The sequence below is a fragment of the Paraflavitalea sp. genome (genome assembly GCF_059502485.1).
The window spans coordinates 524,332-540,972 of the sequence record NZ_JCACET010000011.1 but is presented as its reverse complement, the minus strand read 5'-3'; the positions used below and the strand labels follow the sequence as shown (position 1 = coordinate 540,972).

The window sequence follows — 16,641 nt, the reverse complement described above, 5'->3', positions numbered from 1 at the left end:
TATGAAAGACATAGAATCAAGGGAGGATATAGAACTTTTGGTGAATGAGTTTTATAAGAAGGTAGTTCCCGATCAATTGATCGGCCATTTCTTTACCCGTGTTGTACATTTCACCTGGGAAGAGCATATTCCCATCATGATTTCTTTCTGGGACACTGTTTTGTTTGCCAAACTATCGTACAAAGGCAATCCAATGGTCAAGCACATCGAGCTGGATGCTTTATATCCGCTGGACCCATTACATTTCGACCGGTGGTTATACCTGTGGCAGGAAACGGTACATCAATTATTTGCCGGCGATAAAGCCAACGAAGCCATAGATCGTGCACACTCCATCGCTAAGATCATCAAGGTTAAAGTAGCTGCCCGCCGGACGCAGTAATACACACTCTCTCTTGTCAACGCCCTTTGTGTTTCTCTATAAACTTCCTGGTGGCTTCCGGATAATTACTGATGAAGTGCGTCCTGACCAGGTTGGGGTCGGCTTCCGTCTTATCTTCCTTCTTCATGGTAATGGCCCGTGAGGGCAGGGCAGGCATGTGGCAATCGATACAGTTATTGTTGATCGCATTGGCTGAGACCTGCGTAGCAAAACTATGCTTTACGCTACTGTGACAGCTGGCGCAGCGTTGAGAAAATACAGCCATGTTCTCTCTTTCCTGCACATGACTATTGTGGCAGGAAGTACAGGTTAAAGAATTACTCTTGATATAACATTTGCTTCCACTGAGCAGCTGGTATTGATTGCCGTGCACGTCCAGCTGGCTTACATCACGACCTGTACTGATGGGGGAGGAGAAGTATTGAGTCAAAGAATCGCCGGGCTTGAAATAGAAGATGGAGTTTTTAGTAGTATGGCCACCTGAGTGACATTGCGCGCAGAGCGCTGTTTGTTGCTGACGGTTGAGTTGTTTGTAAAGAGCAATATGCTGCGGTTTCTTTTCTTCCGGATGGCTGGTATGGAAACTGACGTGTTCTGCTGCAGGACCATGGCAGCGTTCACAATCCATACCGTAAATGACCTTCGTTTTATCGAAATAATCTACCATGCGGTTGCCTTCCTGCTGCGTGCCTTTGCGCTCGATGTAAGAACCATGGCATTCAAAGCAGCCTATATTGATAAGCCGGTCGAACCGTACTTTGTCGGCAGGGTAGCTGGGACTGTTGACCCAGTTATTTGCCCACACAGAATAGGATACGGGCAACTGGAATACGTTGTCATCATACCAGTATAAATAAGTTTGAGCTTTCCTGCCTGATCCTACTACCACGCCAAACGGGAACGCCTGTTTTTCCTGCTCATCCATGTACGCTACCTGGAATAATCCATTGCTTCTTTGCTCCATGGCCACTTTCACGTTGGACCGGTAGTGGAATGCATTTTTGCCGGGTTCAAAACTGCCTTTGATGGCTGCGATCGAAGGGAAGGCTGAAGTATTACGGTGGGCGGTGGCGAGATAACTGGTGTGGATATCCTTATGGCAGTTACTACAGGCTGCAGCGCCTATGTAGCCCGCACCACGCACATCGGCTGCGGCCAACGTTTCAGGTCCGGCTGTTTCATCAGGTGTACCCACGCATTGCGACAGGGCAATGATCAGTACAACGATGACGGCTGTTATGGCAAGTTTAGATGTTGACACGGATTGCACAAATTAAATAAACCCCTTGTAAAAACAAGGGGTTCCAAAACTAACTGCTATATGAGGAAATTTGTCAGTTTTGCAGATTGCTTATGACGATTTATTTATAGTCACCATTCTGAGTCAGGTTGGGGTTCTTGTCGAGCTCAACCTGAGGAATGGGGAACAGTGCGCGTGTTTTGCCATCCAGTTTCGGACGGTGGTTGAACCAGATCTTGCGGCTGTACACACCAAAGCGGATCAGCTGTGTACGGCGCTGGCCTTCTGCTGCCAGTTCCCAGCCCAGTTCGTCCAGGATACGGCCAAAAGGAATATCAGCACCACCCTGAAGATCGGAAATAGAACCATCCACGTTCTGCCAGCCATATTTGTAAACGCTGCCCAGTTGTAATTGAGCACCGGTTACGGTAGCTTTTGCAGGCGTGGCGAGGAAGGCACGCTTTCTTACATTGGTTACGATCACAGCAGCCTCATCGGGTTTGCCGTTACGCGCCAATGCTTCAGCTTTTGCCAACATGATACCAGCCAAGCGGAAGACAGGATAGTCTACACTTAAACCCTGACGGGCGCCAACCTTGATCTCATATTTACCGATGCGGAAACCTTCAAAGAAGCCGGTATTCTCGATGCTGGGTACGGGCCTTGTATAGGTAAGTACCAATTCGCCGGTGGCAGCATTGTACTGAGGGCCTTGCAGCCAGGTATCTTTAAAACGCGTATCATCGGCATCATAGGTGTCGAGGAATTGAGGTACTACACAGTTGCCACCCCAGGGTTGCGCCAGCATTTGCAGCGCATTGCGGTGTGCTGTTGCCAGCGTCTTCATGTGGATAGAGTTTTGCGTAGCAAAGATCTCATCATAAGGTACTGCGAATATCAACTCTTTGGAAGTGTTGTTAGCTGTAAGGAAGTTTGTCTTGTAAGCAGCTTCCAGTACATACGGACCTTTAGTGATGATCTCATCACACTGGTCGATACATTTCTGCCATTGAGCAGTACCGGTATACACTTCGGCATTGAGGTATACATTCGCCAGGGTAGCTCTTGCTGCCCATTTGTTCATGCGGCCATAAGTGGTGTTGTCATTCTTTTCGCTCAACAGGGGAATGGTCTCCAGCAATTCCTTTTCTACGAAATCATATACCTGTTTGCGGGTGCTTTGCTTAGGTAGTGTTGCATCCTTGAAGTCAACCACCAATGGCACATTGCCATGGTTGTCGAGCAGCATAGAGTAGTAGAATGCACGGGCGGCTCTCAGTTCCGCGATCAACTCTGCTTTGCCGGTGGTAACGGGAATGGAACCTTCGTCGATCTGTGAGAGGATCCTGTTCACGTTATTAACACCACGGTAGTTTTCGTTCCAGGAGTTGCGGGGTTGCCATTCAGTAGGCGTCCATTCGTGCCTGTGCATACGTTGATAAGTGCCGGCATCGTACCAGCCATTAGGACGTACAGGCGTTACGATGATGTCTGCAGACTCTTCCTGCAGGTCAAAGTTTCCCTGCCATCCCACCATTACTGTACGTAAAGGGGTATAAGCTGTACCGATAATGGATGCAATGTCTTTTTCTGTAGGATTAAAGGATGTTTCCAACACCTGGTCATACACCTCTTCATCCAGCTTCGTACAGGAACCCAGCATAATGGATACACCCAGTGCCAGGTATATGGAGGAATAAATTTTGCTCTTTTTCATATAGTGAGTTGTTATGCTTGTTTAGAAGTTCATGTTTACACCAAAAGTGAACGTACGCATTGTGGGATACTTGTCCCTTGAGTCGTTACCCGGATCAAGGCCCAGACGGCTTGTTTCAGGGTCGATACCTTTGTAACCGGTGATGATAGCCAGGTTCAATGCAGAAGCGTATACACGCATGCTCCTGATGTATTTGTTACCAAGTTTGTTGAAGTTGTAACCCAGTGTGATGTTGTCGATCTTCCAGTGATCACCATTCTCGATATAGTGTGATACATAGGCGAGGGGCGATGTCAATCTTGCTTTGCCATATACTTTATCCATGGCACTCTCCAGCATGTTGTACTCTTTCACTGTAGGGTTCTCGTAATACATGCGCTGGAAGTTGAGGATCTGGTAACCAAACTGACCACGCATACCTACTGTCAGGTCCAATTGCTTGTAAGAAGCAAAGAGGTTTACGCCTGCTGTATGTTTAGGTACACCGTTGCCGAGGATCTTGCGGTCTTCTGCTTTAGCTTGCGCGAGTGGCTTGGGTTTGCCATCTGCACCCTCGATGATCCATTTACCAGTCTCGTCGATGTCGATGGATTTATAACCAAAGAAGTTGCCGATGGGCTGACCAACCTGCACGCGGTGCGTGATGATCTGGATTGGTTCGCCGGTATGACCTGCATCGAAGAAGTCATTGGCCAGTTTGAACTTCGGATCGGAAGAGATAGAAGTCAGTGTATTCTTGTTGGTAGAGTAAGTGATATTGGTACGGAATTGGAAATCCCGCTGCCTTACTACATCAAAGTTCAGTAACACCTCAAAACCTTCATTCTTCATTTCACCTGCATTCGCAGTAGTAGAACCATTCAAATTTGGTGGCACAGGAACAGGGAAGTTATAGAGCATGTCGGTAGTGCGACGCTGGTAGTAGTCGATGCTACCGCTGATGCGGCTGTTCACGATGGCGAAGTCCAGGCCTACGTTGTACTCCGTTTTCTTTTCCCAGCGAAGATCGGGGTTGGGGTTACGTACGGGTTCGATAGGCTGGATCCAGTTGCCGTTATACAGGAAGCGGTTGGTGCTGTTGTAGTTCATGGCGATCAGCGACATGTACGCGTCGCCAGGTACTGTACCTGTAACACCTATACCTGCTCTGAATTTCAACTCATTGATGAAATTGATCGTGCTCATGAAGTCTTCGCGGTTAATTCTCCAACCCACAGACACGGCAGGGAAATTACCCCATTTGTAGTTGGCGCCGAACTTGGAAGAACCTTCATGACGTAAGCTCGCCATCAACATATACTTTTCATCAAACACATAGTTGATACGGCCAAAGAAACCGATCAGCTTGAAGTTGTTCTTATAGCTGCTCATACCTACCGAGTTGTTCTGCAGCAACAGGGCATCGCCCGATTGCAGCCTGTTGTAAGTATACAGATCAGAAGGGAAGTTCGAGTTGTTGGCGCTGAAACCCTCATTGGTTACACCCTGCCAGCTATAACCACCCATCAAAGTAACTTTATGGAGGTCGAAGTTTTTGGTGTAATCACTGGTCAACTCCACCAGGTTATCACGCTTATAATCGGTACCCCTGGAGGCATAACCGGTTCTGCGTTGTGCGTCGGAAGCCCGGTGGTTGTTATTTTCTGAATAACCCCTGAGCTGGCTTTCTTTTACAGATGATAGCAACAGCTTGATGTTCAGGTTGCGGATAGGGGTGAAGACAACATTGGCGCTATACCTCATTTCATTCACTACAGCATCGCCATCCACTTCCACGATGGGGCGCAGCGGGTTGTCGTAGTTGTAGCCGTTGGGATCTTCTTTCCATTTGCCCAGGTAGTCATAAACACTATCTGTGGGGTTACGGATCAGGGCCTGGCGGTAAATGTATTGGTAGTTGGGCGCATCGAAGTAGTTGCGGTTGCGGCCAATCACGTTCAGGTTCACTTTCAACTTGTTGTCAAACATGGAGTGGTTCACATCTACACGGCCGAGCAATTGTTCATTTTCTGAACGCTTGAAGAAGCCTTGCCACTGTCTTACGTTCAGCGAGGCTACGTAGTTGGTTTGTCCATTGCCACCCTGAAAAGTAAGGTTATGCTGATGGCTCAAAGGTTTGCGGCTGATCTCACCCAACCAGTCGGTAGATGTTCCTTTGTCGAAGTTGGCAGGGAAGATGCCTTCCTGGATACCTCTGCGGTAACCCGCTGCATCCAGGAAATTCATTTGACGGGCAATAGTCTGGATGTTCACTTGGCCTTCGTAAACGATCGTAGCGGCACGGTTGCCTTTTTTACGGGTAGTGATCAACACCACACCATTGGTACCCCGTGTACCATAGATCGCAGCTGCAGAACCATCTTTCAATACATCGATTGATTCGATATCATCCGGTGCTACTGTGTTGAGTGCACCTGGGATACCGTCGATCAACACCAGTGGTTGTGTAGATGACATGATGGTACTGTTACCACGTAATGATATCTGTGTAGTAGCGTTCGGGTCGCCGCTGGCTGTAACAACAGCTAAGCCCGCTACTTTACCTTGTATCAACTGGCCGGCATCGCGGGCAAAACCTTTGGTAAAATCTTCTGATTTCACACTGGCTACGGCGCTGGTAACTTCTGTTTTCTTCTGCTTGCCATAACCTACTACCACCACCTCGTCGAGGTCGGCAGAGCGGGTTTGCAGGGTGATGTCAATGGTTGTTTGTGCACCCACCTTTACTTCCTGGGGAGCATAACCAGTGGCAGAGAATACAAGAATACTTTCAGCGTCGGTAACTTCGATGGAGAATCGTCCACTGCCATCAGTAGACGTACCTTTTTGGGAATCTTTTACCTGAACGGAAATGCCTGGTATTGGATTTCCTTTGGCATCTTTAACCACACCTGTAACTGTGATCGCCAGCGTAGCTTTTTTGTGATAAGGAAGGTCTGGAGCAAAAGCGTTGACAGCGACAGGCGAGCAGCATAGGCAGGAGACTATGCTTGCACCTGCAAGGAGCTTGATCATAAGCAATGTGATTTGTTTTGTTTATGTGTTTATATACAATCGTTCGCTTACTATAGTAAGTGATGTGTGCTGTTAATTTGTGTTTATGTGTCGGGTACTAAACTTGGTTTTGTGCTTCGGATGATATATGGCAATAAAATACCCCGCCGTCTTATACAGCCTTTCTTATAGAATAATACATAGACTAAGGATATAACGAAAATATCACGTTAGTTTAAAAAAGCGTTTATGCCGATTGACAAGCTCTTGTCATATATTAACAATAACTGTTAACACGACAATTATTGTTTTCCCTCTGTACGCACATAAAAAGTGTTATCAAATATTGACCTTGCTAAAACGTGATAGTTTTTTAACTATACCGCCAAAAGCCCGCCTTTTTTCGATATATTTAGCAATACGGTTGTTTTACTAATCTTATTCTAATGCGCCCACTTGCTTTTTTGCTGCCATTTTTCCTATTGCTGTTTGTTGTTGCGCCTGCGCAACAGCTTTCTGTTAATCCTGCACTGCTCAAAGATCACTGGCCTGCCAGCTGGATCACCTGTCCCGATGTTCCGCTACGGGGATATGGTATTTATCATTTCCGGAAGACATTTTCGCTGCCGCAGAAACCTGCACAGTTCATAGTACATGTAACCGCTGATAACCGGTATCGCCTGTTCGTAAACGGTACACCTGTATGTAATGGCCCGGCAAGGGGCGATCTGTACAACTGGTATTTTGAAACGGTTGACATAGCATCCTATCTGAAAGATGGGGCCAATAGCATCGCGGCGTTGGTATGGAATATGGGTGAGGAGGCTGCCGTAGCGCAGATCTCCAACCAAACGGCCTTCGTGTTGCAGGGAAACAGCGATCAGGAGAAGTTGGTCAATACCAATAACTCATGGAAGGTTTGGCAGAACAAAGCTTACCATCCCTGTTCACAGGATAATGGCGCCCGTCTGCGTACATACATGGTGATAGGGCCTGGTGATAGTGTACAGGCTACATTATATCCCTGGCAATGGGAGCAAACAAACTATAACGATGAACAATGGGTGCCTGCCCGCAGGCTTACTTCGCCTGCATTGATGGGTTATGGCACAGATAATATGTGGACGTTGGCTCCCCGGAATATTCCGCTCATGGAAGAAACGCAGCAACGCATCAACAGTGTCCGCCGCGCCAATGGGATACAGGTGCCCAATGGTTTTCTGCAGGGTAAACAAGGGCTAACGATCCCGGCAAACACAACAGTAAGCATATTGCTCGATCAGACTTTTAATACGGTCGCGTACCCTGAGCTGTTATTGAGTGAGGGCAAGGGAGCATCTGTTAAACTGACCTATGCAGAAGCGTTGTTTGGCAAGCAGGGGAAAGGTAATCGTAATGAGATTGATGGCAAGCAGATCGCAGGTAATTATGATGTGTTTGTAACAGACGGGGGCAGCAAAAGATTGTTCCGTTCCCTGTGGCTGAGGACCTGGCGCTACGTACAGCTGGATATTACCACCAAAGAACAACCGCTGATCATCGACGACCTGTATGGTATGTATACGGGTTACCCTTTTGAGCCAAAGGCTGTATTTACGAGTAATGATGCTTCATTGCAGGACATCTGGAATGTAGGCTGGCGTACAGCGCGTTTGTGTGCAGGTGAAACTTACTACGATTGTCCCTACTATGAGCAGTTGCAATATGAAGGCGACACGCGTATTCAGTCGCTCATATCCTTGTACGTTACCGGCGATGACCGGCTCATGCGCAAAGCCCTGCTGGACTTTTATTATTCCCGCGTACCGGAAGGGTTGACGCAAGGTCGATATCCAAGCAACCGCCTGCAGGTGATACCAACATTTTCCTTGTTTTGGGTGTCGATGGTGTATGACTATTTCATGCACCGTCGTGATGAGCAATTTGTACAGCAGTTCCTTACCGCTGCCGAAGGGGTATTGAACTGGTATGAACAACATATCGATTCGTCCCGTCAGATGTTGGGGCCTATGAAGTGGTGGAACTTCACCGACTGGAACAGGGCATTTCCCAATGGCGTACCTGATGGAGCCACTAATGGCAACTCTTCCGTGATCACCTTGCAATATGTATATACTTTACAGCAGGCGGCTGAACTGTTCAGCTACTTTAAGAAGCTGCCACAAGCTGAGCGTTACCGCAAAATTGCCGCCAACTTAAGCAAGGGCGCTTACCAGGCTTGCTTCGATGCCGGTAAAAGTGTAATGGCCAACACGCCTGCCCGTAACACCTTTAGCCAACATGCCAGCATCATGGGCGTACTTACGGGCGCTGTGCCTGTAGCGCAGCGGCAAGCGGTGATGCGCAAGGTGTTGTATGATACAACATTGAGCCAGGCCACTTTTTATTATCGCTTCTATCTTACGCTGGCACTCAAGAAAGCGGAGATGGGACAGCTTTATTATTCTCAGCTTACACCCTGGCGTGATATGTTGAAGAATGGACTTACCACTTTTGCAGAGAACCCTGATCCTACGCGATCCGATTGTCATGCCTGGAGCGCGAGTCCCAATTATGATTTCCTCGCTACCATCTGTGGCATTACACCGGCGGCGCCCGGTTTTCGGAAAGTGCAGGTAAAGCCACAGTTGGGCGAGCTGCAACAAGCCACAGGTAAAATGCCACATCCTGATGGAGAGATAGTGGTAAGCCTGGAAAAGAAAGGTGCACAGGGTGTTCAGGCTGAAATAACGCTTCCTGCCACCGTAACAGGCTCCTTTATCTGGAATGGCAAATCTTTCCCGCTGAAAGGCGGCCACCAGGTTATCCGGTTGTAAACAGTGATCAATCCGCTATCGAAGCAAACGTTCAGCCGCTGTTAAAAACGATCAACTTCCAAATAGAACGACGAGTTGCATATGTTGACTTCATCGTTCAATGAAGAAGCTTGTCGTTCTTTCATTCACTTGTATTTCTCCCATATTTATTTTGTGTCGTTAAACATGTTCATGCAATCTTACCATGATAAGGGACAACGATACTGATCTGCTACACCTGTTTCATTTGCTGCAGGCAAAAGAGCCTGTGCTCTTGCGAAAGCTGTTGAGCTCTTGTGCTGCGTTGGTGTTAAAAGATGATGATGCAGTAGCTCCATCTTGTCAACCGGGTAAAGAAAGATTCCTGGTGAAGACGGGCCGTTGCCTCACTTCTGTGCCTGTCAATCAGGTGGCTTATTTCTACTGTGAAGACAAAACAATATACCTCAAAACAAAGGACGATAAAAGTCATATCCTTCGATCAAGCATGGAAGAGCTTGCGCAAACTATTTCTGCTCACGACTTCTTTCGCATCAACCGGCAGATCATTGTAAGCCGGCATTCCATCAAAAAAATGATGATCTGGTTTAATGGCACACTGCGGGTCGATCTTATGCCCGGCGATCATTGTAATATTATTATCAGCAAACTGAAGGCTCCGCTGTTTAAACAGTGGATGGGGGAGTAGGCTTGCAATAATAGTCGTAAAAAAACGTTGCAGTACCTGGTATATTCTTTTTTTGTCAGGCATTAAACCTTTTATCCAATATTCTGTCTGATCTACCAAACAATACCTTATATGAAAATGACACGTCTGATGCCGGGGTTGTTGATCTGCCTCAGCATGAATGGTTTAACTGCGCAAGCGCAGGACCGTACAGCGTCTGACTCTACTGGTCTCCCGGGCGACAACTTCAGCCTGCAGGGAGCGCTCGAACTCTTTAAAAGAGCAGGCTCTCCGGAAGAATTTGAAAAATTACTCAATACAGAAGCCGAAAAGGTAAATAACCTTGACCTCAATGACGATGGCAACATCGATTACATACGTGTGATCAATAAGAAAGAGAATGATGTGCAGGTGTTCGTATTGCAGGCGCTTATATCGGATAAAGAAAGCCAGGATATTGCGGTGATCGAACTGGAAAAGACAGGTAAAGACAATGCTGTTATCCAGATCACCGGTGATGAAGATATTTATGGCGAAGAGACTATAATAGAACCAGGCGGCGAAGACCATGCTTACAATGAATACAGCTCATCACTCGCCAGTGGCCCCAATATGGAATATGATGCGTATGGACAAAATACTGCTATCATCGTAAATGTGTGGGCATGGCCTTGTGTACGGTTTGTTTATGCGCCTGCTTACCGCGTGTATGTTTCTCCCTGGGGCTGGGCTGCACGTCCTACCTGGTGGAGACCCTGGAGACCGCTTTCTTGGGCAGTTTACCGTCCTATTCGCTATCGTTACCGCCCACATTATGTAGTAGTGCATACGCACCGTGTTGCTTATGCCCGCACGATGTATCGCCCGATGCGTGTGACTTCTGTAACGGTACATACCCGCCACCAGGCATCTGTTACCAGGTACAGAACTACCCGGACAGTTACTACAGCACGTGGCAAACAATACCAGGCTACGCGTAAAACGACTACGGTACAAGGACCACGCGGCAATAAAGTAAGTCATTCCAAAACCACCGTGCGCAAGAGAAAGAGATAGTATCTAATAATTTCATTTACCACTAACTGACGGTTATTTGTAATTCCGCTTGCCGGTATCAGGCAGGTGCAGCAATCAACATGTCTAAAACCAACAAACAAATATGAAACCCTCTATTTTGAAAATGCGTACCGTAACAGCTTTCGCAGCTATTACATTGTCAACAGGCTTACTGTTTACCTCCTGTAAAAAAGATAAAGAAGATAATGAACAAATTTCCGATGAAGAAATAGCAGAAGCTATTACGCAGTCGGTATCTGGCTCCAGCGGTGGTGTAGTAGTACAAACCGAGTCGGTTGCTACGATGAGTGCCTATACACACCTTGCTTGTGGTCAATCGAAAGATACTACCATCGCTGGTCAAAGTCAGCCAGGTGCAACGATCACTTATCATTATTCGTTCAACTACGCCCGTTCTCTTGTCTGTTCACCTGCTAAGTGGCAGTTTAACTATACGGGTCATGTTGATTATGATGCGCCCCGTATGTCATCCGATGACAACAGTACGGCCCAAACCACTGTTACAGGACTTGAGCCTGCCAGCACAGAGTGGATCGTCAATTCAAGCTATGTACGCAATGGTACACAGCAGTCTAAGATCCGCCTGAAGCGTTCATGGACTAGTGTCATTACCATTACTTCTACCAACATTAAGGTTGATAAGACTACCAAAAAGATCACTTCCGGTACGGCTACTGCCGAGTTTGTTGGCACCGGCTCTGGTGGTTATTCAGTTACCCGTAGTGCTACCATCTCTTTCCTTGGTAACAGAAAAGCTACTGTAACATTGAAGAATGGCGCCACATTCAATATCGAGTGGTAATACTGACTTCGTAAATCATTGTTTTAAAAAGTATATAGTATGAAGAAGTTATTTGTTGTATTGTTCATCATGGGTTGCACAGGCTTTGCTGCTGTGCAGGCACAGGACGCCGAAAAGACTACTGTCGCCAAACGCCTGACTGATTCTATGACGGTTCAGTTGAGCCTTACGGAAGATCAGGTGCCCAAAGTGCTGGCCATTAACCAGGATTTTAGCACCAAGGCTGCGGCTATCAGGAGTGAAGGAGGTGGAAAGATGGACAAGCTTAAAAAGGTAAAGGCTGCTAATAGTGAGCGCGATAAAGCCCTGAAAGCAATCCTTACTGATGAGCAATTCCTCGAATACAAAGCCAATAAGAAAGAGAACAAAGCATTGGCAAAAGAAAGAATGAAAGCAAGAAAGCAACGGTAAAAAATGTATTCATAAAGGCCGGTCTGCAGCAATACTGCAGACCGGCCTTTTTATTTTATAATAGGCAAAAAGCATCCATGATCTTTTTCATCAGTGCCACGCGTTCTTTCTTGAAATGGTTGTTGAAAAAATGCGTGGAGAAGTCGTCGAACTGCTCCTGGTAAAATCCCAGGTAAAACACCCAGAATGTAAAGTTGAGGTAAGGGATAGCGTCGATCTCTGCTGCTGATACAGGTCTTACCGTGCGGTAAGCATCTACGAATTGATTAAAAGCTCTGTCGGCTTCTTCCCGGCTGATACGACCCACTACGAAGTACAGGGCATAATGGATCCAATAAGACATAAGGTCATTGACCAGGAAACCCTTGCCGGCAAAATCAAAGTCGAAGAAGGTGATGTTGTTGTGCTCGTCGAAATGAAAGTTTTTCGGCATGAAGTCGTAATGGCAATAGCCATAACTAAAACCTGAAGTATCTATACTGTCCAGCTTTTTAATGACAGCTGCTGCTGTTTCCTGTAAATAGCGGTATTCATCCGACAGTTCTGTGAAGGCTGGTTCCAGGATTTTGATAGGGTGCAGCAGGGTGGTGTGGTGGTTGTAGGTTGCTCTTGGATGATGGAGCGTGATGGCAGCCGTAATATTATGGATACGCGCCATTTCCTGTCCTGTGATGGTGAGCTGGTCATCAGTGGGCTTGTAGGCAGGGTTGCCCTGCGCATAGCTGAACAATATGCCATAACGCGTTCCTTCCGCTGCCTCGAATGCCTGCAGCTGATTACCTGTCTTGTCGCTGATGGGATAGGATACCTTACAACCTGCCCGGTGCAAAGTATTCAGCAATTCCAGTTCACCTTTGATCTCCTCCAGAGAGCGATGTGCATCGCGGTAGATCTTCAGGATATATTTTTCTACAGCGCCTTCCAGTACATAGGTATCGCTAACGCCTCTTAACAAAAAACGGCACTGCAATCCATTTAATCCGTATTGCTCTTCTACATGTTTCCCGAGGGCGGCAGCCGAGAGGGTAGAATACTGGGTAGGGAATATTGCCATAGTGATAGTTTTTAGTGAGGGGGCGCAAATGTAGGGGATATGACAATATCGGCAAAAACAAGGTGAAGCGATATATACCGCATGCCAGTAATAACACGGAAATTTAACACCATGAAACGTACACTCCACTCCGTATTATTTTCCTGCCTGGCAGGCGTTGCGCTACCTGCTGTAGCACAACAGGGTAAAGATGCAGCCCTTATTAAAGACTATGCACAGTATACGATCACACCGCCTCCGGCAACGCTGGCGATTGACACTTTTTATAAGAAATACATCGACGCCATTGGTATTCCGCTGGTATCAAGCAATAAGGTGCCTGATGCGGCCCTGCTCATTGGTCGTGATATCGTGAACTACATGCTGGCGAAAAGGCCCGACATCCGGGCCGAATTGGTTAAGCGCAAAGCCCGCGTGTTGATCATGGCTGAAACGGAAATGGAAACCGACCTCCCCGAGCGCAGCAACTGGAAGAAACCTACCAAGGAAGACCGGAGGCTGACGCCCGGCGAACGCGAAAACTATGACAAGCCCGGTGGCATCGCCAGCATGACCGACCGTGAGTACTGGAATAAGCGTGCCCGCGGCATGGGAGGTACTGTTACTTCCTGCGCAGAAGAGAACCTGCTGGGGTATCCCGGCACACGGTACTATGGAGAGAACATCCTGGTGCACGAGTTCAGCCACAATATGATGGGCGCCCTGCGCAATGCAGACTCTGCTTTATTTGCAGAAATACAACCCGCTTACGAGGCTGCTAAAGCCAAGGGAATGTACAAAGGCCAGTATGCCATCAATACCGTGGCGGAATATTGGGCAGAAGGCACCCAGTGGTGGTTCTGGAGCAACTACGAGTTTTATGACGGCGAAACCCGCATCCAAACCCCCGACGATCTGAAAGCTTACGACCCTGCACTATATAGCATTTTGGAGCGCGTTTATCCCGGTCATCACAATCCAGCCGACGTGTATTATGGACGCAACGTAAGGCCTGCACGCAGACCTACAAAGTAATGCCCGAATCAGGGCAAAAGAAGCCTGATCCTTGCTCCAGTTATGCATAAAGTGCGCTTTAACCTGCATGGATGAAGCAAGGATGGAGGATGTTTGACCGGTTTCAGGCATTCGAGTTCCGACGGGCGGGGTGATACCTTTTACAAAGGTGTCACCCCGCCCGTTTGCTTTTTTAGCCAATGAGTGCCCCTCGTTTTCCTGAATTAACCAAACTGATATAATTATTATCCGGTTTGGCTATGCCCGTTTTCCTGTTTTGAAATCTTCTTAAATTCCAGCTAGGCTTTACTGTCAGGTACCGCCTATCATTAACCTAAACTTTATTTTATGAAAAGAAACATGGTATGTTTACTTTGTTGCTGTCTCCTCATGTCCGTAGTCTGGGCACAAAAACAGGACACGCCTTATGAGTTTCCGACCAAACCCGGCTCAGCTCAATGGCAGGCTTTTAAATCAGTCCAGGACATGTACGATGCCTGCCAGCTACCTGCGGCAGTTTTAAGTAATCTTTCCACCAAGGCTTTGTTGGAAACCTGTCTCAATTACCCCGCTAGGGCTGTATTAATGGTGCAAAACACGCCGCAGCAAGGGTTCAACACCTGGCGGGCCAACTTCAATGGTGTCGAAGCGCTTTTAAAAAGGACCGATGTAGTACAAGAACTATTAAATGTGTACACTGCTTTTGACCCGAAAGGACATCAGAAGCTGGCCACGGATGTAGAAAAAGGTGGTTACGCTTTCAGGCTGAAAGTACTGGAAAACATCATGGCGCAACAGGATATCCTGGGCAAACTAACTGCTTTACAGCAGCAACAGTTCCTGCGTGTCGCGCTGTCTCATTATGCCATCATGGAAACGGATAGTGTATATGGTTTTGCCGCGCTGGCATCGGTAGGGCGTGTGGTGGCGGGCATTGCTGCGCTGCAACCGGCAGCGAGGCTGAAAGCCGGTACCCTGACAGCCGAAACAGCAGAGTTTATCAAAACAGGCATGTTGCATAACCGGGAAACCTTATCTGCTATTATCAGTGCCGCGAAAAACGGCAACTAACATCACTATTAACCTATTCTATATGAAATCTTTTTATATCACGCTTTGCTTCCTGCTTTTAGTCTGCATTGGAGCAGCAGCACAGGTATACACCTGTAAAGGTGAGTTTGTATCTGCGTCAGTACTATCTGAGTTTACACCAACAGAAATCTCTTATTATAATAATGCTACAAATGCTACCTACTCTTATCTCGGCATGACATTCCTCGACAATTCATCCAATCAATACAACTGTCATGCGTATGCCTGGCACCTGCGGGAGGGTAATTCCAACAGGGTGTGGATCAACAATGCTTATGAGAACGACAGTGACCCCAATAACTGTTATCCTCAACTTTACAATATCGACACGTATTGGAATGATGGATGTTTTATCCAGGTTTGTAATGAGGCAGATGCAGACAAAGTCCATTATTATTGTGGTGACCATTCTGCTGTGAAGTCGACAACGCATCCGGGTTACTATGAATCGAAATGGGGCGCTATGCCTTTGTACCGGCATACGTTGCTGGGAGTTCCTTACAATCAACCATCATCGCATAATTATTATGCTTCTACTCAAATAACGGGTGACCTATATACAGTCTGTGCCTACAGCCGCACGTTCAGTGTAAAGAACATTTCAGGCGCTACTTATTCCTGGACCTATAGCAGTAATGTGACGCCTGTTGGTGGCACGAATGGGTATCAGTTCACCATACAGCGTAACGGCAGCTCCACCGGTACTGGCTGGGTGGAAGTATCCATCACTACTTCTTGCAGTGGCATTGCTGCCACGAGAAGGGTGGAGTTCCCTGTTGGTGCGGCCCCACAATCGCCCAGTGGCATACAGCCTGGACCTATGACTCCGATCGATGTTGAACTGTATGTATATCCCGTTCCCGGCGCCACTTCTTATAAATGGTACAAGAATGGTGTATTGGTTTCCGGACAAACCGGTACAACAGTGGATATTCCGGTGACCTGTGGTGTCAATACACAGATTGGCGTGGAAGCCGTGAACGCTTGTGGCGCATCTACCCGCATTTATCGCACAGTCAAAGCTCCGTGTTGGGGTGGTGGAGGCGTATTTATGGTTTCGCCCAATCCGGCAACTGGCATCATTTCCGTCTCTCATAAAACTGACAATGCGGTTAAAGTGGCTGCTGGTACCAGCACATTCAATGAAATCAGGATATATAATATGCAAGGCGAGCTTAAAAAATATGTGCGGTACAATAAGGCCAAACAAGCATCCTTATCGGTACATGACCTGAGTAATGGCATCTACTTCATTGAGATCAGCACCGGCTCTTATAAAGAAAAACAACAGCTGAGCATTCAACATTAAACGAATAATCCAAACAAAAAGGCATCCGCTTTTTCAGCGGATGCCTACATGGATGTTGATTTAGTACATTTGTAATTGTGTTAATAGCCAATGTGATCAGATTTGACA

The 16,641-nt window shown here is 47.2% G+C and carries 13 protein-coding genes; 9 read left to right on the top strand and 4 right to left on the bottom strand.

All coding sequences use genetic code 11. The features are described 5' to 3' along the window. The first annotated feature begins 1 nt into the window (after position 1). Positions 2-382 carry a group III truncated hemoglobin gene (locus AC5JBY_RS29975; protein WP_495908381.1) on the top strand — a complete coding sequence of 127 codons (381 nt, stop codon included), beginning with the start codon at positions 2-4 and terminating at the stop codon, positions 380-382. 16 nt (positions 383-398) lie between these two features. Here AC5JBY_RS29975 and AC5JBY_RS29970 read toward each other — a convergent pair whose 3' ends face one another. From AC5JBY_RS29970 to AC5JBY_RS29960, 3 genes are all read right to left on the bottom strand, one after another. Continuing rightward, on the bottom strand, positions 399-1,643 hold the full coding sequence (locus AC5JBY_RS29970) for a cytochrome c3 family protein (RefSeq protein WP_495908380.1): 1,245 nt from the start codon (positions 1,641-1,643) through the stop codon (positions 399-401). A 100-nt stretch (positions 1,644-1,743) separates the two neighbouring features. Continuing rightward, positions 1,744-3,339, bottom strand: coding sequence for a RagB/SusD family nutrient uptake outer membrane protein (locus AC5JBY_RS29965; RefSeq protein WP_495908379.1), 1,596 nt, complete (start codon positions 3,337-3,339; stop codon positions 1,744-1,746). Positions 3,340-3,360: 21 nt separating this feature from the next. Continuing rightward, positions 3,361-6,354, bottom strand: coding sequence for a SusC/RagA family TonB-linked outer membrane protein (locus AC5JBY_RS29960; RefSeq protein WP_495908378.1), 2,994 nt, complete (start codon positions 6,352-6,354; stop codon positions 3,361-3,363). A 425-nt stretch (positions 6,355-6,779) separates the two neighbouring features. Between AC5JBY_RS29960 and AC5JBY_RS29955 the strand changes: the two genes are divergently transcribed. The 5 genes from AC5JBY_RS29955 to AC5JBY_RS29935 all read left to right on the top strand — a co-directional run bounded on the left by AC5JBY_RS29955 (position 6,780) and on the right by AC5JBY_RS29935 (position 12,085). Beyond that, positions 6,780-9,149 (top strand): alpha-L-rhamnosidase-related protein, encoded by a 2,370-nt coding sequence (locus AC5JBY_RS29955; protein ID WP_495908377.1) that lies wholly within the window; start codon positions 6,780-6,782, stop codon positions 9,147-9,149. A gap of 184 nt (positions 9,150-9,333) precedes the next feature. After that, on the top strand, positions 9,334-9,816 hold the full coding sequence (locus AC5JBY_RS29950; protein ID WP_495908376.1) for a LytR/AlgR family response regulator transcription factor: 483 nt from the start codon (positions 9,334-9,336) through the stop codon (positions 9,814-9,816). Positions 9,817-9,927: 111 nt separating this feature from the next. Further along, a complete protein-coding gene (locus AC5JBY_RS29945; protein WP_495908375.1) occupies positions 9,928-10,851 on the top strand; it encodes a hypothetical protein in 924 nt (307 codons plus the stop codon). Positions 10,852-10,954: 103 nt separating this feature from the next. Beyond that, on the top strand, positions 10,955-11,674 hold the full coding sequence (locus AC5JBY_RS29940) for a hypothetical protein (protein WP_495908374.1): 720 nt from the start codon (positions 10,955-10,957) through the stop codon (positions 11,672-11,674). 39 nt (positions 11,675-11,713) lie between these two features. Further along, on the top strand, positions 11,714-12,085 hold the full coding sequence (locus AC5JBY_RS29935; RefSeq protein ID WP_495908373.1) for a DUF4890 domain-containing protein: 372 nt from the start codon (positions 11,714-11,716) through the stop codon (positions 12,083-12,085). A 55-nt stretch (positions 12,086-12,140) separates the two neighbouring features. On the opposite strand, the gene AC5JBY_RS29930 is transcribed toward AC5JBY_RS29935, so the two are convergent. After that, on the bottom strand, positions 12,141-13,139 hold the full coding sequence (locus tag AC5JBY_RS29930; RefSeq protein WP_495908372.1) for a phosphotransferase enzyme family protein: 999 nt from the start codon (positions 13,137-13,139) through the stop codon (positions 12,141-12,143). A gap of 111 nt (positions 13,140-13,250) precedes the next feature. Here AC5JBY_RS29930 and AC5JBY_RS29925 point away from each other — a divergent pair, with 111 nt between their 5' ends. The 3 genes from AC5JBY_RS29925 to AC5JBY_RS29915 all read left to right on the top strand — a co-directional run bounded on the left by AC5JBY_RS29925 (position 13,251) and on the right by AC5JBY_RS29915 (position 16,533). Beyond that, the gene (locus AC5JBY_RS29925; RefSeq protein ID WP_495908371.1) at positions 13,251-14,153 is read left to right on the top strand and encodes a hypothetical protein; all 903 of its coding nucleotides are present in this window, start codon (positions 13,251-13,253) and stop codon (positions 14,151-14,153) included. A 327-nt stretch (positions 14,154-14,480) separates the two neighbouring features. Next, positions 14,481-15,203, top strand: a complete 723-nt coding sequence (locus AC5JBY_RS29920) for a hypothetical protein (RefSeq protein ID WP_495908370.1) — start codon at positions 14,481-14,483, stop codon at positions 15,201-15,203. Between the two features lie 22 nt (positions 15,204-15,225). Further along, a complete protein-coding gene (locus AC5JBY_RS29915) occupies positions 15,226-16,533 on the top strand; it encodes a T9SS type A sorting domain-containing protein (protein ID WP_495908369.1) in 1,308 nt (435 codons plus the stop codon). Positions 16,534-16,641: the final 108 nt, after the last annotated feature.

What these genes read in the sequence shown, in the direction of transcription:
- AC5JBY_RS29975 (WP_495908381.1), top strand. Translation starts at nt 2, where the DNA reads ATGAAAGACATAGAATCAAGGGAGGATATAGAACTTTTGGTGAATGAG.
- AC5JBY_RS29965 (WP_495908379.1), bottom strand. Translation starts at nt 3,339, where the DNA reads ATGAAAAAGAGCAAAATTTATTCCTCCATATACCTGGCACTGGGTGTA.
- AC5JBY_RS29960 (WP_495908378.1), bottom strand. Translation starts at nt 6,354, where the DNA reads ATGATCAAGCTCCTTGCAGGTGCAAGCATAGTCTCCTGCCTATGCTGC.
- AC5JBY_RS29955 (WP_495908377.1), top strand. Translation starts at nt 6,780, where the DNA reads ATGCGCCCACTTGCTTTTTTGCTGCCATTTTTCCTATTGCTGTTTGTT.
- AC5JBY_RS29950 (WP_495908376.1), top strand. Translation starts at nt 9,334, where the DNA reads ATGATAAGGGACAACGATACTGATCTGCTACACCTGTTTCATTTGCTG.
- AC5JBY_RS29945 (WP_495908375.1), top strand. Translation starts at nt 9,928, where the DNA reads ATGAAAATGACACGTCTGATGCCGGGGTTGTTGATCTGCCTCAGCATG.
- AC5JBY_RS29940 (WP_495908374.1), top strand. Translation starts at nt 10,955, where the DNA reads ATGAAACCCTCTATTTTGAAAATGCGTACCGTAACAGCTTTCGCAGCT.
- AC5JBY_RS29935 (WP_495908373.1), top strand. Translation starts at nt 11,714, where the DNA reads ATGAAGAAGTTATTTGTTGTATTGTTCATCATGGGTTGCACAGGCTTT.
- AC5JBY_RS29930 (WP_495908372.1), bottom strand. Translation starts at nt 13,139, where the DNA reads ATGGCAATATTCCCTACCCAGTATTCTACCCTCTCGGCTGCCGCCCTC.
- AC5JBY_RS29925 (WP_495908371.1), top strand. Translation starts at nt 13,251, where the DNA reads ATGAAACGTACACTCCACTCCGTATTATTTTCCTGCCTGGCAGGCGTT.
- AC5JBY_RS29920 (WP_495908370.1), top strand. Translation starts at nt 14,481, where the DNA reads ATGAAAAGAAACATGGTATGTTTACTTTGTTGCTGTCTCCTCATGTCC.
- AC5JBY_RS29915 (WP_495908369.1), top strand. Translation starts at nt 15,226, where the DNA reads ATGAAATCTTTTTATATCACGCTTTGCTTCCTGCTTTTAGTCTGCATT.